Raw genomic sequence first — 20379 nt, 5'->3', positions numbered from 1 at the left:
GCTCACCGCTCTTCCGCGAAGCTTTCGCGCACCACTTCTCTTGTCCGGTTTTTACTTTCCCGCGCATTGTCAAGAAGACCTATATGTAGTCCACAGGAAGGTGTTCGCCCGTTCCTCCTTGCTAGCCTGCCGGATTCGGCGTCGGCAGCCGGGGATCGGCGGGGCGTCCCGGATTTTTGGGACGATCGGCCCCAAGCCCCTCTCTTCTTCATCCCGTCCCCCGCAATTTGGTATTTAACTCTCCTTTCCACCCTATCCGAATCGGGCCTGCCAGGGGCCGCAAAGCCAGTCGCGAAGCGGTCTCCAGGTTTATTTTTACATCTTGTAAATGATGATTCGTTAGATGGAGGCGGCAATCGCCCGGTCATCACATTCTTTCCCTGTAAAATAGCAAATATTTTCCTTTTTTTCTCGGATTTTCAGCTAAAAATGATGAAAATTATATTTTTCTCATCACAAGTAATTAGGCTTTCCAGCTTATGAAAACGACTTTGAAAATGGATATGTAAACCTAATCCAATTTATATCCTTATTCCCTCAAAGCCTAGCGACGAACTGTGTCATAATCATAATCAAAAATCGACTGAAAAGCCGGAGGGAGAGTCGAAAGCCAAACTATCAGGATGGAGGTTTATACCCACATTGAGCAAGGAACTCGATTTAAAGCATTACTTGTCGATTATACGCAAACGGTTATGGTTAATTATGATTTTTGTCATTGTCGTCGTGTCCGCCACCGGAGCTGTCAGTTATTTCATGCTCAAGCCGGTTTACCAGGCATCGGCCAAGCTGCTTGTCAACTCGGCCGCCGGCAATCTGGGCACCATTAAGCTCGATCTGAACATGATCAACAGTAATATCAGTTTGATCAACACATATAAAGAGATTTTGCGGACGCCGGCCATGATGGATGAGGTCGTCGCCCAAAATCCGGATCTGGGCGTGACGAGCGAGGAACTGATGCGCAAGATCCGCTTTCATTCCGTCAACGGAACGCAGGTGTTTACGCTCAGCTACCAGGACCACGACTACAGTCTGGCGGCGAATGCGGTCAACGCCGTAGCCGAGGTGTTCCAATCGCAAATTCCGGTCATTATGCGCGTGGATAACGTCCACTTGCTTCATATGGCCGATCCGGACAAAGTTCCGGCTCCGGTCAAGCCGAACGAGAAGTTGAATATGGCCGTCAGCTTTGTCGTCGCGCTGCTGTTCGGTATCGCCGCGGCGCTTGCGCTCGAATATTTCGACGACAGAATTCGCAACGAGGAGGACGTCGAGTATTACCTGGGCCTTCCGACGCTCGTCATGATTCCGTCCATCCGTCAGGGGGATCTGAAAGTCAAGCGGCGGTTAGCCGCCAATTCATCGAAAGCAGGTGAAGCGTCCCGTGTCCCGATCTCATGAAGCGAGACCGCTCATTACAGATGTCAATCCGCTGTCGCCGATATCGGAAGCGTATCGTACGCTGCGCACCAATTTGCAGTATGCGGAGGTCGACCGGCCGCTGCGGCTGCTGGTGGTGACCTCGGCCAGCCCGCGCGAAGGGAAAACGACGACGGTCAACAATCTGGCCGTCGCTTACGCCCAGACCGGAAAGTCGGTACTGCTCGTCGATGCCGATTTGCGCAGGCCGACGGCCCACCATACGTTTCAGACGTCAAACCGCTGCGGGCTGACCCATATTCTGACCGGCCAGGCCAAAGTGGCGGACGCCGTGCAAAATACGTCGATTAACGGACTGAAGCTGCTGTCGAGCGGCTCGATACCGCCCAATCCTTCCGAGCTGCTCGGGTCCGACAAGATGGACCGGCTGCTCGCAGAACTGCGGGAGTCGTACGACATTGTGCTGATCGACACGCCTCCCGTGCTGGCCGTTAGCGACGCGCAGGTTGTGGCTGCGCGTTGCGACGGCGTGCTGCTTGTCGTCAATGCGAAGAGCGTCAAGCGCCGTTACGTCATCAAGGCGAAAGAAGCGCTCGAATTCGTCCATGCCAGAGTGCTTGGCGTGGCGCTGAATCAGGTTCCGTCCAGCGAGGCGAATCCTTATTACGAATACAGTCAGGAGGTCCGGTCATGATATCGGCATACCGCACTTATATATGGCTTGCGGTCGATCTGGCCGCTGTCGGAATCGGTGCCGCCGCCGCCGCTGCCCTGCAGCAGCAGCATGCGGCGGTGCCGTGGGGAACTGCCGCATGGCTCGTCTATATCGGGCTGTCTGCGGCGATCGGTCTGGGCGCGATTGTCAAGCTTGGGCTGCACCGCACGATCTGGCAGTATGCCGGCGCGCTCGACATGCTGACGGTCTTGCAGGCCGCCGCCGCTTCGGCGCTGCTGCCCTATCTCGCGGTTGTGCTTATTCCGGGGGATTCCGAGCCGCTCATGCTGTTTCACCACTTTGCTTTCACCGTATTTTTCATGGCCGGTCCCCGTCTCATCTGGCGGTCGTTCTGCGACAAATACGGTTCGCGCCGCGGCCATAACGGCCGCCGCCGCGCGCTCATCGTCGGCGCCGGCAGCTGCGGCACGCTGGTTGCCCGCGAGCTGATGCAGAACGACGCCTCCAATCTGATGCCGGTAGGCTTCATCGACGACGATCCGTACAAACGGAAGCTGAGCGTAATGGGGCTCCCGGTTTTCGGCGCGCGCGCCGACATTCCGAAGGCGGCCGAGGCGAACCGCATCGATGAAATCATTATCGCCATGCCTTCGGTATCCAAATCGCAAATATCCGCGATCGTCAACATTTGCAAGACGACGAAGGCAAGGCTGAAAATCGTGCCGGATTTGCAGGACATTATCCGCGGCGGAGGGGCGGTCGGCCGGGTTCGCGACGTCCAGGTCGAAGATTTGCTCGGACGCGACCCGATCCGCACCGATCTCGAGAACATCGCCAACTACGTCGAAGGCAAGACGGTGCTGGTCACCGGCGCGGGAGGCTCCATCGGCTCCGAGCTTTGCCGTCAGATCGCGCCGTTCCGGCCTTCGCGGCTGCTGCTGCTCGGTCATGGCGAGAACAGCATCTACACGATCGAGATGGAGATGCGGAGCAAGTTTCCGGAGCTTCAAATCGAGACGTTGATCGCCGATATCCAGGACCGGCCCCGCATGGAAGAGATCTTCCAGCTGAAACGGCCCGAGGTCGTCTTTCACGCCGCCGCTCACAAGCATGTGCCGCTGATGGAGCGGAATCCGGCCGAAGCGATCAAAAACAACGTGTTCGGCACGCGCAATGTGGCGGAGTGCGCGGATAAATACGGGGCTGAGCGGTTCGTGCTCATCTCGACGGACAAGGCGGTCAACCCGACAAGCGTTATGGGCACGACGAAACGGATCGCCGAGATGTTCATCCAAAGCCTCGACAAGCATAGCGAGACGAAATTCGTCGCGGTCCGCTTCGGCAATGTGCTCGGCAGCCGGGGCAGCGTCATTCCGCGGTTCAAACAGCAGATCGAGCAAGGCGGTCCCGTTACGGTTACGCATCCGGAGATGGTCCGGTATTTCATGACGATTCCGGAAGCGGTGCAGCTCGTCATTCAAGCCGGCGCCTTCGCCCGCGGCGGCGAAGTGTTCATCCTCGACATGGGCAAGCCGGTCAAAATTTACGATCTGGCGGTCGACCTTATCCGCTTGTCCGGCTACGAGCCGCATGTCGACATCGATATCCGGTTCACCGGCATTCGCGAAGGAGAGAAGCTGTACGAAGAGCTGCTCACGAGCGAAGAGGGATTGACGTCGACGAAGCATGACCGGATCTTTATCGGAAAGCCGTCGCAGATCAACCGGACCGAGCTGGAGTTTGAAATCAGGAAGCTGGAGAAAGTGATCGGCAATGATCCGGACGAAATCCGAGCGGTGCTCAAGCATCTCGTGCCGACGTACCGCAATGTTTCGTAGAGCTTCGGGGGAGGCGGCCGGAACCGCTCCGGCACCTCGCGCGCAGGGCGCGTCCGGCGTCCGGGGACGTTCCCCGATCGCCAGGACGCTGGCGAAGGGCGGAAGCATCAGCTTCCTGGTCAATACGAGCGGCATGGGTCTGGCGCTGCTGATGCAGATTGCGCTGGCCCGCATGCTCGGCGTCGACGGCTACGGCATCTTCTCCTTCGTCACGACAGTCGTCACGTTCCTCGTTTTCCCGGCGAAGCTGGGCTTCGATACGACGATCGTGAGACTGACCGCTTCTTATCGCGCCGTCGGCGATTGGCCGGGAATCAAGGGATTGCTGCGGCGGGGCAATCAGATCGGCCTGATCCTGTCGCTCATCGTCGCCGCAGGGGGCATGGCCTCCGTATGGCTCGGCCGTGACGGGATGACCGGCGAGCAGCTTGCGACCTATATCGCCGGTCTGGCGGGCATTCCGCTGCTGACGCTGGCGACGCTGCGCCAAAGCGCGCTGCAAGGTCTGAAGGACGTTCTGTTCGCGCAGATGCCGGAGAAGATTATGCGGCCGGTTCTGACGATCGCGCTGCTGGCGCTTTGCGCATACGGCTTCGGCATGACGGCGGACGCGGGCCTGGCGATGCTGTGCTTCGGCGTTTCGGTCGCCGTCACGTACGTCGTGGGTGCCTTCGTGCTGAAAGTCCGCATCGGAAGGCATACCCGTCAGCTTGCTCCCCGCTATGAGACGCGGGAGTGGGTTCGCTTGTCCGTCTCGCTCATGATCAACGCCGGGATGTACCTGCTGCTCGGGCAGCTCAGCGTGCTGCTGATCGGATTCATGCAAGGGGAAACGGCCTCGGGTCTGTTCTCGGCGCCGTCCGGCTCGGCACGCTCGTGGCGTTTGCGCTGACGGCGATCAATATGACGGCCGCTCCGCTTTTGTCGGAAACATATGCGAAGGGCGACCGCAAGCAGATGCAGCAGGTTTGCACGACGACCGGCCGCGCCGGATTTCTCTTCGCCGCCGTCGTATTCGCCGTCTTCGCCCTGCTCGGCCGTCCGCTGCTCGGCCTGTTCGGCGAAGAATTTCGCGACGCGTACCCTGCGCTTATGCTGTTGGCCGGAGGGCAGCTGATCAAGGCGTTCTGCGGCCAATCGGGGACGCTGACGACGATGACCGGGCATCAGAAGGTGCTGACGAAGGTGCTGAGCCTGGCCAGCGTGCTGAACGTCGCGCTGTGCGTCCTTCTTATCCCGCCGCTCGGCATAACGGGCGCGGCGCTGGCGACGAGCGTATCCGGCGTCGCCTGGAACGTGGTCATGGTGGTGATCATCTGGCGCCGGTTCGGCATTCAGACGTTCGCCTGGGCGCCTCCCTTCATGAAGACGAAAGATAAATGGCAGATACAAGAGCAGGGTGCTGGAGAGAAAAGGAGAGAGTTCGACGAATGAAGACGATTTTGCTGGCGGGAGTGCCGAAGTCCCCCAATCTGGGCGACGGCTTGATCGCGTATACGATAAACCGCATGATCCGCATGCGCGGCTCCTACCGGATCATTCATTTCGATCTGCTGGACGGCCGCTGCCCCGAGGAGGAGACGCCTTCCGAAGCTGCGCCCGTCGTGCGGCTGAACGCCGCCGGCCTGAAAAAGCGGGCAACGCCGGACTGGATGCGGATGCTGAAAGCCTATTGGCTTCATCGGGCGAAAGACTCCGTCATGCTCGGGCAAGTCCGGGAAGCGGTGGCGGAGGCGGACGCCGTGTTCATCGGCGGCGGCCATCTGCTCATCGACACGTATCTGACTTTCCCGTTGTCGGTTCGCCGCGTCGCCCGCGAAGCGAAACGGCAGCGCAAACCGCTGCACATCGTGTTCGTCGGCGCGCGCGGCCCGTGGAGCCTGCCGGCCAAGCGGTGGTTCCTCGAGGCATGCCGCTACGCCGAGACGATTGCGGTGCGGGATGCGGACTCCCGGGAATTTCTGCTCGCCATGGACGCTTCGCTCGCGGACAAGACGGTGGCGCTTGCCGACCCCGCGCTGTATACGTTGGAAGCTTTCCCCCGGCTCCCGGCCGGGAGCGGTACGGACCGCGTCCCGGCAAGCCGCTCCGCCCGGAACCGGCCCGTCGTGGGGCTTGGCATTATGGATCCGCATGAAATGAAACGGCATTCGGCATTCCGCTGGGAACGCGACGAATGCGCCGACTGGTGGCGGGATGCGGCGATCGAGCTGACCTCGCGCGGCTTGCAGGTAAACGTGTTTACGAACGGTTCGGCGACGGACAACGCATTCGTCGAGATGTACGTCAAGCCGCGCTGCGCCGGCCTTGAAGGCGTGCAGTTTCTCGGCTATCCGACGACGGTGGCGGGGCTGGTGGAACGGATTGCGGCCTGCGATGCCGTCATCGCCCAGCGGCTGCATGCCTGCATTCCGGCGCTCTCGATGATGAAACCGACGTACGGACTCATTTGGGATCAGAAGCTGAGCAGCATATTCCGCGAACTCGGGCTGGAGAGCCATCTCGTCGATTTCCGTCGACCGGCGTCTTCGGCGATTGCCGCCATGCGGCTGACCGAGGCGCCGGCGGGACGCTTTCCCGAACTGATCCGGCTGAAGAAGGAGGAGCTGTACCGGCATATGGGGAGAATTTTGGCATGATTAGCGGAACGATTCGCCCGGGGAGAAATACGGGCACGAAAACGGACAAAATCAAAGTGCTTCACGTCGTGGGCAAAATGCATCCGGGCGGCATCGAGACGTTGCTGATGAATTTGTACCGCAATACGGACCGCGACCGCTACGAGTATCATTTCGCCGTACAGACGGAGGAAGATGCCTTCTATGACGACGAAATCCGGGCGCTCGGCGGCACCATCGTCCGCCAGCCGCATCCGCAGAAGGGGCTGCGCCGGTTTCGCGCCGCTTTCGAAAACAACGTGCGGCGGTACGGGCCATACGACGCGGTGCACAGCCATATTTTCGGCTTCAGCGGCTACGTGCTCAAGCTGGCGGAGAATCTCGGCATCCCGGTGCGGATCAGCCACAGCCACAATACGCACGACAGCCGCCGCACCTCGCTGGCGCGCAAAATATACCGCGCCTATATGCGCAGGCTGATTCTTCGGCACAGCACGGCGATGCTCGGCTGCTCGCGGGCGGCCTGCCAGTCGCTGTTCGGCACGGACTGCTGGCGCGACGGGCGGGTTCGGGTATTCCCGAACGCCATCCAGCTGTCGCCGTACGAGAGCTTGCCGGCGAAGCGGGAAGAGCTGCGCCGCCGGCTCGGCGCGGAAGATCCGACGGCGCCGCTTTTCGGCCATATCGGGCGGTTCAGCGAGCAGAAGAACCATGCCTTCCTGATTGAGGCGTTCGCCGCATTTGCCGCGAAACGGCCGGACGCCAGGCTCGTGCTTGTCGGCGACGGCCCGCTGCGTGCGAGCATCGAGAGAACGGTGCAGGAGCGCGGCCTCGCGAAGCAGGTCAGCTTCCTCGGGCTGCGCAAGGACGTGCCGGAAATTTTGGGAGCACTCGACGGCTTCGTGCTGCCGTCGCTGTACGAAGGGCTCGGCATCGTGCTGATCGAAGCCCAGGCGGCCGGCGTGCCCTGTCTCGTCTCGGACCGGGTGCCGGAGGAAGCGGATTTGAAGCTCGGCATGGTGGACAAGCTGCCGCTTGAGGCTCCGGCCGAGCGGTGGGCGGAAGGAATGAGCAAGCTTGCCGCGGCGGCGTCCCCGGATTGGGCAGCGGTGCGGGACGCGCTGATACGCCACGAATACGACATCACCGGCAGCGTCCGGCGTCTGGAGAGGGTTTATGCAGGCGGAAGTTTCGATTAACCGTCCGATCGTCCAATTGTCCGTCGCCGTTCTGCTGCTGCTCGCGGTCAGGATGATCCTGCCGTGGGACGAGGGACTCGGCATGACCGCGTTCTTCGCGCTGCTCATTCCGTTCTTCTTCCTGCTGCGTTGGCCGCATACGCCGGGCGCTTTGTTCACCGGGCTGTGCGTCCTGATGCTTGGCAAGCTGGTCTATGCGATGACGACCGATCCGCTGGCCGGGCCCGACGAGATCCATTATTACGAGCAAGTCGTCGAATTCGAGCGGCTTGGCGATTTTCTCCCTTACGCCTGGGAGCATATCGTGACGCAGTGGCATAACATTTCCGCTTACCCGATGTTCGGTCTGCTGTACATGCCCTTTTTCAAATGGATGGAAATCGAGGGGCCGCTGCCGATCATTCTGCTCAATACCGTGCTGCTCATCCTGACCGTCAACCAGACGTATCGCCTGAACGCGAATTACTTCCGTTACGCGCTGCCGGGCCGCAGGACCGGCGGTATCGGCGGGGACGCCGGGGAAACCGGTGAGCCTTCGCTCCGTTTTCACGCGATCGTCATTTTCGGCCTTCTGGTCAGTCCTTCGCTGATGTACATGTCGTCGCTGTTCGCCAAGGATGTAACCTGCGTGCTGCTCGGGGTGTACGGCGCGGCGCTGCTGCTGCGCAAAAAGTATGTATGGTTTGTCGTCGTGCTGCTGTATGCGACCGGGCTCAGGGATTACGCGATCGTGTACACGGTTTGCTTCTGGCTGCTGTATACGCAGCGGTTCAGGACGGCGATTGCCGTCATGATGGCTGCGCTCGGCATTCTGGTGGTTCAAATCGGTCCGACGGCGCTTGTCAATACGGCGATGCTTACGGTGTTTCTGTTCGTCAGTCCGAATCCCGCGAACCTGGCCAACTGGAGTCCGGAGCTGCTGCTGCGTACGCTGGAAGCGGTCTGGATGTCGATCTGGGTAGGCGTGTCGGCACTCCTTTTCATGCGGTACAGGGAGACGCGCAAATTTTATGCGATCGCCTTCGTCCTGTTGTTCATCTACGCTGCTACGCTTGTGCTTGTCGGCTATGTCACCATTACCGGCCGCGAGCTGGAGTACGGCGTCGGCACGATCGGAGACAATATGGTCCGCAAAAAGCTGCCGATTCTGCCGCTCGTATACACGATGAACGCCTATACGCTGCTTTGGTTTTTCCGGTGGTGCCGCGACAGTCTGGCAAGCCGGGCGGGAAAACGGCCGGTTCGTACCTGGAAGGCGGACAGCCCGGGAACATGAGGCGGGCGTCCTCGGCCAGGCCGCCGGAAGAAGCCGAAGCCGATTCATTCGTAACACGCAAAATTGTCCATTGCGAAAGGAGGAGTATGATGCGAGGCCGCGACGTTTTTCGCAAATATAAAGGGCTGCTGCTGGCGATCAGCCGCATGCTCAAGCTTGTGCCCAAGCCGCTGCTCGTATGGATGTGGACGTTGAGCGACTGGCTGCCGGACATGCCCGGCGCCGCTCTGCGATATTGCATTCTGCGCAGACTGGCCAAACGTTGCGGCGACAATGTGCTGATCGGGCGCAATGTGGAGATCCGGTACTGGGAGCGGCTCGAGATCGGTTCGAATGTGAGCGTCCATAAGCAGTGCTATCTGGACGCTTACGGCGGACTCGAAATCGGGGACGACGTTTCGATCGCGCACCAGACGTCCCTGGTATCGTTCCAGCATACATGGGACGACGATCGTCTGCCGATCCGGGACAATCCGGTCACCGGAGGGAGCATCCGCATCCACCGGGACGTCTGGATCGGCTGCGGCTGCCGCATATTGTCCGGCGTGGAAATCGGCAGCCGTTCGGTCGTGGCGGCCGGAGCCGTCGTCAACCGGACGATCCCCCCTGGCGTCGTTGCCGCAGGCGTTCCCGCAAGGCAGGTGAAGCAGATCGCAGCGCCGGAAGAGCCGCGATTGGCCGGCGCCCCGTCGCCTTCGCCGCCTCAGCGTGGCGCTGTCGGCCGGACGGCGGCGGACAAGCTGCCGGTATGACGGCGGACTCCACGAGGGTTGCGGCCGGCCGGTACGCGGGACCCGTTCGGGCCGGACTTTCGGCGGATAAGCCGAACGTCCGCGGTTGAGCAAGGCGGATGGGACTGACGCCCGAAGGAACGGACGTACTTTGGCGCTTTACTCATGCGACGCTGTACCTGATTACCGCTTTATATTCAGGAAGTGCTGTTCAACAAGCATTTTTACAGACAAGAAAAAGGGAGGGGAAGTACCATGCATATCTTATGGGCGCATGACCATACGTTTTATTTCAACGATTCGGGCAAGTTTTTCTCCGGCGGCAAGCTTCCTTACGCCGTCTGGGAACGATACCTCGGCGTATTCTCGAGCCTGACGGTCGCCTGCCGGGGGCAGAAGGTGCCGTCGGACGACAGCTTGAAGCGCAAAACGCTGTCGAGCGGGCCCAACGTGGACTTTCTCGTGCTGCCGTCGCTCAGCAATCCCGTCAACAAGCTGACGAAGCGCGGCTATGTCGATCAGCTGCTGACCGAAGCCGTCGGCAAGGCGGATGCGGTCATTGCGCGGATGCCGAGCGAGATCGGTTCGGAGGCGATTCGCGTCGCCCGCAAGCTGGGCAAGCCTTACGCCGTCGAGATGGTCGCCTGCTGCTGGGACGGGCTGTGGAATTACGGCAATTTGCAAGGCAAGCTGTATGCGCCGCTGGCGCTGGTCAAGACGCGGGCGCTGGTCAAGAAAGCGCCGTTTGCGCTGTATGTCACCGAGCAGTTTCTGCAGCGCCGCTATCCGTGCTCCGGAGGAACAACGGCTGCCTGCTCCAATGTGGAAATTCCCGAGCCGGATCCGGAAGTGCTGGAGAAGCGGCTTGCGGGTATCCGGCCCGGGAAGCGGGATATTACGGTCGGGCTGATCGGCTCCCTGAACGGGAAGACGAAAGGGATCGACGTCGCGCTCAAGGCGTTCGCCGGACTGCGGCAGGAGATGCCGGACGCAAGGCTGCGCATACTGGGCGACGGTCCGAGCGACGGCTGGAAATCGCTCGCCGAACGGCTCGGCGTCGCGGACGGCGTCGAGTTTTGCGGCGTGCTGCCGAGCGGGGCGGCGGTGTTCGAGTGGCTGGACGGCATCGACATCTATATCCAGCCGAGCTTCCAGGAAGGGCTGCCCCGGGCCACGATCGAAGCGATGAGCCGGGCATGCCCGGTGCTGGGCTCGACGGCCGGCGGCATTCCCGAGCTGATCGCGCCGGACTGCCTGCATCAACCCGGCAATGTCAAGCAATTGACGCAGCAGCTCGTGGAGGCGGCGGGCAACGACGAATGGCGGCGCGTGCAGGCGAAAGCCAATTTCAACCGCGCGCATCAATATACGAAAGAGAAACTCGATCAGCGCAGGCGCGAATTTTGGCTGTCCTTCCGCGATTATGTTCGCGCGAACAGCGAGCAGCCTGACTATATTCCGGAAGGGGCGGAGGCGTTATGACCATTCTTGTAACCGGCGTGGCCGGTTTTATCGGCTATCATCTGGCGGAACGGCTGCTTCGCGAAGGCAAGCAGGTCGTCGGCATCGACAATTTTAACGACTATTACGACGTATCGTTGAAGCGCAGCCGGTATGCGCGGCTGTCGGCCTATCCCGATTTTCGCGGATACGAGCTGGACGTATCGGGCTTCGACGGACTGAGCGCCATGATGGAGAGCGAGTCGATCGATACGGTCGTGCATCTGGCGGCGCAAGCCGGCGTCCGGTACAGCCTGACCAACCCGTTCGCGTATCTCGAGTCGAATCTGGTCGGTTTCGGCAACGTGCTCGAGGCGTGCCGGAGGCGCGGCGTCGGCCATCTCGTCTACGCTTCGTCCAGCTCCGTCTACGGCGCGAACGTGAAGATGCCGTTCTCGGTGCATGACAACGTCGACCATCCGGTCAGCCTGTATGCCGCGACGAAAAAAGCGAATGAGCTGATGGCGCATACGTACAGCCATCTGTACGGCTTGCCGACGACGGGATTGCGCTTCTTCACCGTCTACGGGCCGTGGGGAAGACCGGATATGGCCTATTTCAGCTTTACGCAAAAAATCGACGCCGGCGAGCCGATCTCCGTCTTCAACGAAGGCCGGATGCTGCGCGATTTCACCTATATCGACGACATTGTGGAAGGCATCGTCCGGCTGATCGGACGCCCGCCGAAGCCCGACCCGGCCTGGGACCGGGAACGGCCCGATCCCGGGTCGAGCTATGCGCCTTACAAGGTGTACAACATCGGGAACAACAAGCCGGTCGAGCTGATGACGTTCATCCGGACGATCGAGGAGAAGCTCGGCAAGAAGGCCGTCATCGAATTCAAGCCGATGCAGCCGGGCGACGTGCAGGCGACATACGCGGATATCGACGATTTGGCGAACGATGTCGGTTTCCGGCCCGTCACGACGATCGACGAGGGGATCGGCCGCTTCGTGGAATGGTACCGGGCTTATTACAAGGAGGGTGCGTATGAAGAAGGTCGCGCATTTGTGTACGGCGGGCGTCAGCCATAAGATTCTCGGCGACAAGCTGCGGCTGCTGCACGAGAGCGGCTGCGACGTGACGCTCATCTCCTCGCCCGAAGGGGCCGACGAAGAAGCGCGGGCGGCTTACCCGTTCCGCTGGCTGTTCGTGCCGATGAGCCGCTCGATTCATCCGATACGCGACGCGCGATCGATCTGGCAGATGTACAAGCTGCTGCGCCGGGAACGGTTCGACATCGTTCATACGCATACCGCCAAGGCCGGGCTGATCGGCAGAATCGCAGCCCGGCTGGCGCGGGTGCCGGTCGTTATTCATACGAGCCACGGACTCCCTTTCTACGAAGGCCAGTCCGCCGCGACGTATCATCTGTACCGCTGGCTGGAGAAGCTCGGGGCGCTCTGCTGCGACGCCCTGGCCTCGCAGAACCGTCAGGACGTATCCGCTTTGCAGCGTCTGGCGCCCTGGCGCAAAGTGTACTTCGAAGGCAACGGCGTCGACCTGGAGAAGCTGGACGGCTTGGGGGCGGCGGTTACGGCGGACCGGCTACAAGAGCAGCGGCGCGAATACGGCCTGCCGGAAGACCGGCCGGTGCTGCTCGTCGCCGCCCGGTTCGAGCCGGTCAAGGATCACGGCCTGCTGCTTGATGCGCTGGCCCGGTTGAAGCGGGACGGAGCGCTCGACTGGATTACCGTGCTGGCGGGCTCGGGTCCGCTTGAAGCCGAAGTAAGGGCGCGCGCGCAGCGCGAAGGGCTGGCCGGCGATATCGCGTTCGTCGGCCAGCAGCGGGCGATGGCGCCGTGGTTCAAGCTGGCCGATGCGGTGGCGCTCACCTCGGAGAAGGAGGGGATTCCCCGCTCGCTGATGGAAGCGATGGCGTTCGGCAAGCCGATCGTCGCCACCGATGTGCTCGGCACTCGCGAGCTGGTGGCGGACGGCGTCACCGGGATGCTCGTCCCTTACGGCGACAGCGCCAAATTGGCCGAGGCGCTCGGCACGGTGATGCGCGACGCGGCGCTCAGGAGCCGGTTGGGCGAGGCCGGAAGGCGCCGCATCGAGGCGGAATTTACGGAAGCGCTCGTCGTCCGGCGGCTCCATGCGATGTACCGCGACACCGCCGAGCGGGCCGCCCGGGACCGGCGCTGGCGGGCGAGATTCGGCCGCTGGACGAAGCGGGCGATCGATCTGGCCGTCTGCGTGCCCGCCGTCATTGCCCTGCTTCCGGTGTATGCGGCTGTGGCGCTGCTCGTCCGGCTCAAGCTCGGTTCGCCGGTGCTGTTCCGGCAGCAGCGTCCCGGCTTGTACGGCCGCCCGTTCCACGTGCTCAAGTTCCGCACGATGACCGACGCCACGGACGCGGAAGGGCGGCCGCTGCCCGACGAAGCGCGGCTGACGCCGTTCGGGCAGCTGCTGCGCAAGCTCAGTCTGGACGAGCTGCCGCAGCTGTTCAACGTCATCCGCGGCGACATGTCGCTGGTCGGTCCGCGGCCGCTGCTGATGGAGTACTTGCAGCTGTACACGGAAGAACAGGCGAAACGCCATGACGTCAGGCCGGGCATTACCGGCTGGGCGCAGGTGAACGGGCGCAACGCCGTCTCCTGGGAAGAGAAATTCCGGCTCGACGTCTGGTATGTGCGCAACCGCTCGCTCGCGCTCGACCTGCGCATTCTCGTCCGCACGGTCGTCAAGGTGCTGAAGCGCGAAGGCATTCAGCAGCAGGGTCAGGCGACCGTCGTCAAATTCGCCGGCTCCGGCGAGATGGAGAACGTGTCGTGACCGCCCGGCCGCTGATCGTCGTCGGGGACGGCGGCCACGGACGGGTCGTGCGGGAGGTGATGCGCGCTTCCGGCAGCCACCGGCTGCTCGCGGTGGTGGACGACCGCTATACGGAGGCCGGCGAGCGGGACGGCGTCTATTACGGGCCGCTGCTCCTGCTGCGGACGCTGCTGGCGGACCGGGCGGATGCGGAATGGATCGTCGCTGTCGGCGACAATGCCGCCCGCCGGGCGCTGGTGGAGCGGATCGGGATGGGCGAGGAGCGCTGCGCCTCGCTCGTCCACCCCGCCGCCTGTATTGCGCCCGGCGTTCCGGTCGGCCCCGGCGCGGTCGTCATGCCCGGCGCCGTAGCCAACCCCGGCGCACGCATCGGCGCCCACGCGATCGTCAATTCCGGCGCCGTCGTCGAGCATGACGCCGAGCTCGGGCCGTTCGCGCATCTGTCGCCGAACGCGGCGCTCGCCGGCGGGACGGTCGCGGACGAAGGCGCGCACATCGGCATCGGCGCCAGCGTCATTCCCGGCGTGCGCATCGGCCGGTGGAGCGTGCTCGGCGCCGGAGCCGCGGCTATCCGCGATGTGCCGGACGGCGTCGTCGCCGCCGGCGTGCCGGCGCGGACGATCCGCCGGCTTGCGGAGCTGCCGCCGCCGTATGCGCCGCAGCCGGCCGGCGGAGGACGCTGAAATGATGAGGCAAACGATTGCCGCAATGAACAAGCCGAAGGAGGAACCAAGATGACCGACAACCGGCGGATTTATTTGTCCCCGCCGCATCTGGGAGAGCGGGAGAAGGGTTATGTAGCGGAGGCGTTCGACACGAACTGGATCGCGCCTCTCGGCCCACATGTGGATGAATTCGAGCGGGAGCTTGCCGAATTGACCGGCGCCCGGGGAGCGGTGGCGCTGTCCTCCGGGACGGCGGCCATTCACCTGGCGCTGAAGCTGGCCGGCGTCGGACGCGGCGACCGGGTGTTCGTCTCGACGCTGACGTTCGTCGCCAGCGTCAATCCGGTGCTGTACGAAGGCGCCGAGCCGGTATTTATCGATTCGGACTTCGAAACGTGGAACATGTCCGTTCAGGCGCTGGAACGGGCGCTGATCGAGGCGGAACGCGAAGGGCGTCTGCCGAAGGCGGCCGTCGTTGTCAACCTGTACGGCCAGAGCGCCGACTTGGATCCGATCATGGCGCTGTTCCGCCGGTACGGCGTGACGGTCGTCGAGGATGCCGCCGAGTCGCTGGGCGCGACCTATAAAGGAAAAGCGAGCGGCACGATCGGCGATTACGGCATTTACTCGTTCAACGGCAACAAAATCATTACGACATCGGGCGGCGGCATGCTGGTCGGCCATGATACGGGGAAGCTGGCCAAAGCCCGGTTTTTGGCGACGCAGGCCCGCGATCCGGCGCTCCATTACGAGCATAGCGAGCTCGGCTTCAACTACCGGATGAGCAACGTCCTGGCCGGCATCGGCCGAGGTCAGCTGCAGGTGCTCGGGGAGCGGATCGCTGCCAGGCGGGCGGTGTTCGAACGGTACGAGGCGGCGCTCGCGCACATCCCGGGAATTTCGTTCATGCCGGAGGCGGCGTATGGCCGCTCTACCCGCTGGCTGACGACGTTGACGGTGAACCCGCAAATAACGGGCGTGACGGCGGTCGAGCTCGTCAAGGCGCTGGCCGCCGACAATATCGAGGCGCGGCCGGTATGGAAGCCGATGCATCTGCAGCCGCTGCTTCGCCAGTACGAATACTACGCGCATGAACCGCAGTTCAGCGTATCCGATCAGCTGTTTGCGCAAGGGCTGTGCCTGCCTTCCGGCTCTTCCCTCAGCGAAGCCGACCAGCAGCGGGTCATCGACTGCGTGCTGCGGCGGCTCGGAGAAGCGCGAATGACAGTGCCGGGCTACGCGGCTCAAGCCTGATTCGGTACGGGGCGGACTTCCGCAGCGATGAACGGCGAAAAAACGTGCGGAAGCCGTCCGGGCGCCTGTTACTTTAGATGAAATGAGGAGGCAAAGTCATGAAAGTACGTAAAGCGATCATTCCGGCAGCGGGGCTCGGCACGCGCTTCCTGCCCGCGACGAAAGCGCAGCCGAAAGAAATGCTCCCGATCGTCGACAAGCCGACCATCCAATACATTATCGAGGAGGCGATCGCCTCCGGCATTGAAGATATTTTGATCATTAGCGGCCGCGGCAAGCGGGCGATCGAGGATCATTTCGACAAGTCGTTCGAGCTCGAGGAGACGCTGGACAAGAAAGGCAAGACGAAGGAGCTTGAGCAGATCCGCTCCATTTCGGAGATGGCCAACATCCATTACATCCGGCAGAAGGAGCCGAAAGGGCTTGGCCACGCCATCTGGTGCGCGCGCAGCTTCGTCGGCAATGAGCCGTTCGCCGTCCTGCTCGGCGACGACATCGTGCAGTCGCAGGAGCCGTGCCTCAGTCAACTGATCCGCGTCTATTCCCGCTATTCCTCTTCGGTTGTCGGCGTGCAGCGGGTGAGCGACGAGGACGTCTCCAAGTACGGCATTATCGCGCCGCGCGGGTCCGCGATCGAACCGTCGGTCTTCTTTCTCGACACGCTTGTGGAGAAGCCTTCGCGCAAGGCGGCGCCTTCCAATTACGCCATCATGGGCCGATATGTGCTGACGCCGGAAATTTTCGATATTCTCGAGCATCAGGCGCCGGGCGCCGGCGGTGAAATCCAGCTGACCGACGCGATCAAGAAGCTGAACGATCTGAAGAACGTGCTCGCCTACAATTTCGAAGGCGTCCGCTACGATGTGGGCGACAAGTTCGGCTTTATCCGGGCGACGATGGACTTTGCGCTGCAGCGCGAAGACTTGCGCGAGGAAGCGTTGGCTTATATCCAGTCGCTGTACGAACAGCATTTTGCAATCCTGAACAAGGTGGCGAAGTAAGATGCGAAAAATTACGGTTATCGGCACGGGATATGTCGGACTCGTCTCGGGCACATGCTTTGCGGAGGTGGGCAACCGCGTCATCTGCTGCGATGTGGACGAACGGAAGATCAACATGCTGCGGCGCGGGGAAGTGCCGATCTACGAACCGGGACTTGACGAGATGATTGCCCGCAACACGGAGAAAGAAAGGCTGTTCTTCACGACCGAGGTGGGGGAAGCGATCGAATCGTCGGACATCATCTACATTGCGGTCGGGACGCCGATGTCGGAAACCGGGGAAGCGGACATGCGCTATGTCATGCAGGCCGCCAAAAAGATCGGGGAGCATTTGAACCGGTACAAAATCATCGTCAACAAAAGCACGGTGCCGGTCGGAACCGGCGAACTGGTGCGCGAAGTGGTGCAGGCGAACAAAAAGTATCCGTGGATCGGATTCGACGTGGTGTCCAACCCGGAATTTTTGCGTGAAGGGTCGGCGATTTCCGACTGCATGAACATGGACCGCGCCGTTATCGGTTCGGACAGCGAAGAGGCGGCCGCCGTCATCGCGGAACTGCATGAGCCGTTCCGGACGAACATTTTCAAGACGGATCTGGAAAGCGCGGAAATGATCAAGTACGCGGCCAATACGTTTCTGGCGACGAAAATTTCGTTCATCAACGCGATCGCCAACATTTGCGAACGGGTCGGGGCCAACGTCGTGCATGTGGCGGAAGGGATGGGCCTGGACAGCCGGATCGGCGGCAAATTTTGCAGGCGGGCATCGGCTACGGCGGCTCCTGCTTCCCGAAGGATACGTACGCGCTGGCTCATATCGCGGACAAGGCGGGCTACGATTTCGAATTGCTCAAATCGGTCATCCGCACGAACAACCGCCAACGGTACGTTGTGCTGGACAAGCTGAACGAGGCGGTCGGCCCGCTGAATGGCAAGCAGGTGGCGGTGCTCGGGCTCGCCTTCAAACCGAATACCGACGATATGCGCGAGGCGCCGTCGCTGACGATTATCCCGGAACTGCTGAAGCAGGGGGCGACGGTGCGGGCGTTCGATCCGATCGCGGCGGAATCGGCCAAACGATTGCTGCCCGCAGAGGTTCAGTATGCCGGCAGCGTCGAGGAGGCGGTGACGGGGAGCGATGCCTGCCTTATCCTGACGGAATGGAAGGAAGTCACCGAGATGAATTTGGCCCGCGTCCGGCTGCTGCTGAAGCGGCCTGTTATCGTCGACGGCCGCAACTGCTTCCCGCTGTCCGTCATGAGCGAGCTCGGCTACGAGTACCATTCCATCGGCAGACCGCCGGTGGGCGGAGAGAAGAGGGATCGGTATTCGGTCAACTTCTGACGGCGGGAACGGCCGGAAGAAGCGACTTGTCGCAAGAATCGCGCTGCTTGTGCCGCTTATGATCTGGCTTACGCTCCTGTACAACTGGTCGTCGCAACCGTTTCAGGAGCAGACGATCAAGCCGTGGCTGCGAGCCCACTGGAGCGTCGAGCGGCTTTCAGCGCTGCTGCCGGACGTCACGATCCGTTACGGCGGAGCGGTCATCGAAGCGCGGGAGGAGCCGTACCGCTTCGTCGAATTCGTATTTCGCAAGGCGGCTCATCTGTTCGTCTACGCCATACTCGGAGCGCTCGCTTATGCCGCGTTGCCCGTCCGGAGCGGGCCTGTTTGGAAGCGGGGCGTCATCGCTTCGGTCCTGGTGTTGATCGTAAGTTTGCTGGACGAGTGGAACCAGACGTTCTCGGTTATGCGGACCAGCACCTTTGAGGACGTTATCCTCGATATGACAGGGAGCACCCTGGGCGTGCTTGCCGCCGCTGCTTCGGGAAGATTCGCAAGAAGGCTTGCTGTGCGCGATAAGCGGAGGTCCGAGAGGCGGGCACGCGACGGGGGCGGGATTACGCCGAAGAGGAGGTGATCATAGCCGACATAGACGCTGGATTTCCCGGCTTTAGCCGATGGTACCGGCAGGCCGGGAGCGGCCCGAGTACTGCGTGCGGCGGGAGAGTCCGGCGCCGATCGGCAGGTGGAGACAGGAACTGCGGGAGGCGCTCTGCCGTTCTCTTCCGCAAAGCGCAAATCGGGCATCGCGCATCTGCTGCCGCAAGCGGTCCGGGATTCGACACGTCCGCGGCAGCGGACAGAAATAATATGCGAAAGCGAGGTTTTGCCAAGTGAAGATCAAAGTTTCGGCCGGGCTCGTCATTGCTCTGCTGACAGGACTGCTTCTGCCGGCGGCTACCGGTGCTACGGCAGCCGTACCGGTCAAGCAAGAAAGCCATTCGACGGCGCTTTCGTACGGGTCATCGCTCATATCCTACTTTGTCGATCTAATGATGGCCAACTTGGACCAGAAGGCCAAAGAACAGGAGAAAGCGAAAGCCGGTCAAACGAGCTCCAAAGGCAACAACGGCAAGGGCAACGACAATGGCAAAGACAACAACAATGGCAAAGGTAACAATAACGGAAAAGGCAACGACAACGGTAAGGGCAACAATAACGGTAAAGGCAACGACAACGGTAAAGGCAACGACAACGGCAAGGGCAACGACAATGGCAAGGGCAACAAACCGGACAAGCCCGGCAAACCGGATAAACCCGGGAAGCCCGACAAGCCTGGTAAGCCGGACAAGCCTGGTAAGCCGGACAAGCCTGGCAACCCGGACAAGCCTGAGCAGCCTGGTAAACCGGGCAAACCCGGCAAGCCGGACCCGGCCAAGAAGAATCAAATTATCAACGAGACGAAACGCAAGCTGGTTACGCTGCGCAACCAGTGCGAATCGCAGTTGTTCAGCATTGCGCTGCAATTTTTGGCAGCCGATACGACTAGCGAAAAGAGCGCGCTGTACAGGGAAGGCACAGTCGTTTTCGCCAAATGCGTTTCGGATTTCCGCGATATTATAGCGGATGCGGCCCGTCAGCTGAAGGCGGCCGGTTACGAGCCCGATGAAGTATTGCAGCCTTTCAAAGCTCAATTTAACCGCGAGCTGAGGGAAGGCCGGGCGCTGCTTGACAAGCTGCTGGACTAATTGGCGTGAATAGCGGAAAGGCCGTTTCGACTGGTCGGAACGGCCTTTCCTATTAATATTAGCATTTATAAATCCCCCCTTCTAATAGGAGACCGTCCGCGCCTTCCGTCAACTCGTATCTCGTTCGTCGGTGCGCCTCGTCTTCCGACAAATCATCACCTGTCCGTCGGTGCGCCTCGTCTTCCGCTAAATCGTCTCCGGTCCGTCGGCGCGCCTCGTCTACCGTCAACTCGTATCCCGTTCGTCGGAGTGCCTCGTCTTCCGTCAAATCGTCGCCCGTTCGTCGGTGCGCCTCGTCTTCCGCTAAATCGTCTCCGGTCCGTCGGTGCGCCCCGATATAGCGTCTCTGTCTCCGGACAGATTGCATTGGAGAAAATCCTGCAAAAATGTAGAATTTTTGGTACGAATAGGTAGTGTCAAGAAGTTTG

The 20379-nt window shown here is 61.4% G+C and carries 17 protein-coding genes and 3 pseudogenes; 19 read left to right on the top strand and 1 reads right to left on the bottom strand.

Features of this window, described 5'->3' with window-relative positions; all coding sequences use genetic code 11:
• Positions 1 to 642: 642 nt before the first annotated feature.
• The 19 genes and pseudogenes from PACILC2_RS05015 (at position 643) to PACILC2_RS04935 (ending at position 19951) form a co-directional block, all read left to right on the top strand.
• Complete coding sequence (locus PACILC2_RS05015) at positions 643 to 1404, top strand: YveK family protein (RefSeq protein WP_062491326.1); 762 nt, start codon at positions 643 to 645, stop codon at positions 1402 to 1404.
• On the top strand, positions 1388 to 2077 hold the full coding sequence (locus PACILC2_RS05010; protein WP_213527865.1) for a CpsD/CapB family tyrosine-protein kinase: 690 nt from the start codon (positions 1388 to 1390) through the stop codon (positions 2075 to 2077). Before PACILC2_RS05015 ends, PACILC2_RS05010 begins: the two co-directional genes overlap by 17 nt.
• Positions 2074 to 3897, top strand: coding sequence for a polysaccharide biosynthesis protein (locus tag PACILC2_RS05005; protein WP_062491329.1), 1824 nt, complete (start codon positions 2074 to 2076; stop codon positions 3895 to 3897). The genes PACILC2_RS05010 and PACILC2_RS05005 overlap by 4 nt, the downstream gene beginning before the upstream one ends.
• A complete protein-coding gene (locus PACILC2_RS26355) occupies positions 3887 to 4789 on the top strand; it encodes an oligosaccharide flippase family protein (protein ID WP_244863241.1) in 903 nt (300 codons plus the stop codon). The genes PACILC2_RS05005 and PACILC2_RS26355 overlap by 11 nt, the downstream gene beginning before the upstream one ends.
• Positions 4774 to 5331, top strand: coding sequence for a lipopolysaccharide biosynthesis protein (locus PACILC2_RS26350; protein WP_244863240.1), 558 nt, complete (start codon positions 4774 to 4776; stop codon positions 5329 to 5331). Before PACILC2_RS26355 ends, PACILC2_RS26350 begins: the two co-directional genes overlap by 16 nt.
• On the top strand, positions 5328 to 6536 hold the full coding sequence (locus tag PACILC2_RS04995; protein WP_062491331.1) for a polysaccharide pyruvyl transferase family protein: 1209 nt from the start codon (positions 5328 to 5330) through the stop codon (positions 6534 to 6536). The genes PACILC2_RS26350 and PACILC2_RS04995 overlap by 4 nt, the downstream gene beginning before the upstream one ends.
• Positions 6533 to 7714, top strand: coding sequence for a glycosyltransferase family 1 protein (locus tag PACILC2_RS04990; protein WP_213527863.1), 1182 nt, complete (start codon positions 6533 to 6535; stop codon positions 7712 to 7714). Before PACILC2_RS04995 ends, PACILC2_RS04990 begins: the two co-directional genes overlap by 4 nt.
• Entirely contained in the window at positions 7692 to 8990 is a 1299-nt protein-coding gene (locus PACILC2_RS04985; protein WP_145977151.1) for a hypothetical protein, read from the top strand. The genes PACILC2_RS04990 and PACILC2_RS04985 overlap by 23 nt, the downstream gene beginning before the upstream one ends.
• Before the next feature lie 86 nt (positions 8991 to 9076).
• Complete coding sequence (locus tag PACILC2_RS04980) at positions 9077 to 9742, top strand: acyltransferase (RefSeq protein WP_244863239.1); 666 nt, start codon at positions 9077 to 9079, stop codon at positions 9740 to 9742.
• A 234-nt stretch (positions 9743 to 9976) separates the two neighbouring features.
• Positions 9977 to 11203, top strand: a complete 1227-nt coding sequence (locus tag PACILC2_RS04975; RefSeq protein WP_213527860.1) for a glycosyltransferase — start codon at positions 9977 to 9979, stop codon at positions 11201 to 11203.
• On the top strand, positions 11200 to 12255 hold the full coding sequence (locus PACILC2_RS04970; protein WP_062491338.1) for an NAD-dependent epimerase: 1056 nt from the start codon (positions 11200 to 11202) through the stop codon (positions 12253 to 12255). Before PACILC2_RS04975 ends, PACILC2_RS04970 begins: the two co-directional genes overlap by 4 nt.
• Positions 12212 to 13306 (top strand): annotated as a pseudogene (locus tag PACILC2_RS26345) (glycosyltransferase family 4 protein); the annotation flags it as partial. The gene PACILC2_RS04970 and the pseudogene PACILC2_RS26345, both read left to right, overlap by 44 nt.
• 87 nt (positions 13307 to 13393) lie before the next feature.
• Positions 13394 to 13999 (top strand): annotated as a pseudogene (locus PACILC2_RS26340) (sugar transferase); the annotation flags it as partial.
• Positions 13996 to 14682, top strand: coding sequence for an acetyltransferase (locus PACILC2_RS04960; protein WP_213527856.1), 687 nt, complete (start codon positions 13996 to 13998; stop codon positions 14680 to 14682). The pseudogene PACILC2_RS26340 and the gene PACILC2_RS04960, both read left to right, overlap by 4 nt.
• Before the next feature lie 51 nt (positions 14683 to 14733).
• Positions 14734 to 15918: a DegT/DnrJ/EryC1/StrS family aminotransferase gene (locus PACILC2_RS04955; protein ID WP_062491342.1), complete on the top strand. Its 1185-nt coding sequence runs from the start codon at positions 14734 to 14736 to the stop codon at positions 15916 to 15918.
• 98 nt (positions 15919 to 16016) lie between these two features.
• On the top strand, positions 16017 to 16919 hold the full coding sequence (gene galU, locus PACILC2_RS04950; RefSeq protein ID WP_062491344.1) for a UTP--glucose-1-phosphate uridylyltransferase GalU: 903 nt from the start codon (positions 16017 to 16019) through the stop codon (positions 16917 to 16919).
• A gap of 1 nt (position 16920) precedes the next feature.
• Positions 16921 to 18263: pseudogene (tuaD, locus tag PACILC2_RS04945) on the top strand (UDP-glucose 6-dehydrogenase TuaD).
• Positions 18264 to 18321: 58 nt separating this feature from the next.
• Positions 18322 to 18840 (top strand): VanZ family protein, encoded by a 519-nt coding sequence (locus tag PACILC2_RS04940; RefSeq protein WP_244863242.1) that lies wholly within the window; start codon positions 18322 to 18324, stop codon positions 18838 to 18840.
• Between the two features lie 256 nt (positions 18841 to 19096).
• A complete protein-coding gene (locus tag PACILC2_RS04935) occupies positions 19097 to 19951 on the top strand; it encodes a hypothetical protein (protein ID WP_213527852.1) in 855 nt (284 codons plus the stop codon).
• A 58-nt stretch (positions 19952 to 20009) separates the two neighbouring features.
• Here the strand turns inward: PACILC2_RS04935 and PACILC2_RS04930 are convergent, their stop codons facing one another.
• Positions 20010 to 20318: a hypothetical protein gene (locus tag PACILC2_RS04930; protein WP_213527850.1), complete on the bottom strand. Its 309-nt coding sequence runs from the start codon at positions 20316 to 20318 to the stop codon at positions 20010 to 20012.
• Positions 20319 to 20379 lie beyond the last annotated feature (61 nt).

The organism is Paenibacillus cisolokensis, from assembly GCF_018403665.1.
GTDB classification, from domain to species: Bacteria; Bacillota; Bacilli; order Paenibacillales; family Paenibacillaceae; genus Paenibacillus_AH; species Paenibacillus_AH cisolokensis.
This window is presented reverse-complemented; position numbering and strand designations above follow the sequence as displayed.

What these genes read in the sequence shown, in the direction of transcription:
- PACILC2_RS26355 (WP_244863241.1), top strand. Translation starts at nt 3,887, where the DNA reads ATGTTTCGTAGAGCTTCGGGGGAGGCGGCCGGAACCGCTCCGGCACCT.
- PACILC2_RS04930 (WP_213527850.1), bottom strand. Translation starts at nt 20,318, where the DNA reads ATGCAATCTGTCCGGAGACAGAGACGCTATATCGGGGCGCACCGACGG.
- galU (WP_062491344.1), top strand. Translation starts at nt 16,017, where the DNA reads ATGAAAGTACGTAAAGCGATCATTCCGGCAGCGGGGCTCGGCACGCGC.
- PACILC2_RS04975 (WP_213527860.1), top strand. Translation starts at nt 9,977, where the DNA reads ATGCATATCTTATGGGCGCATGACCATACGTTTTATTTCAACGATTCG.
- PACILC2_RS04980 (WP_244863239.1), top strand. Translation starts at nt 9,077, where the DNA reads ATGATGCGAGGCCGCGACGTTTTTCGCAAATATAAAGGGCTGCTGCTG.
- PACILC2_RS04970 (WP_062491338.1), top strand. Translation starts at nt 11,200, where the DNA reads ATGACCATTCTTGTAACCGGCGTGGCCGGTTTTATCGGCTATCATCTG.
- PACILC2_RS04990 (WP_213527863.1), top strand. Translation starts at nt 6,533, where the DNA reads ATGATTAGCGGAACGATTCGCCCGGGGAGAAATACGGGCACGAAAACG.
- PACILC2_RS04955 (WP_062491342.1), top strand. Translation starts at nt 14,734, where the DNA reads ATGACCGACAACCGGCGGATTTATTTGTCCCCGCCGCATCTGGGAGAG.
- PACILC2_RS04995 (WP_062491331.1), top strand. Translation starts at nt 5,328, where the DNA reads ATGAAGACGATTTTGCTGGCGGGAGTGCCGAAGTCCCCCAATCTGGGC.
- PACILC2_RS04940 (WP_244863242.1), top strand. Translation starts at nt 18,322, where the DNA reads ATGATCTGGCTTACGCTCCTGTACAACTGGTCGTCGCAACCGTTTCAG.
- PACILC2_RS05005 (WP_062491329.1), top strand. Translation starts at nt 2,074, where the DNA reads ATGATATCGGCATACCGCACTTATATATGGCTTGCGGTCGATCTGGCC.
- PACILC2_RS04985 (WP_145977151.1), top strand. Translation starts at nt 7,692, where the DNA reads ATGCAGGCGGAAGTTTCGATTAACCGTCCGATCGTCCAATTGTCCGTC.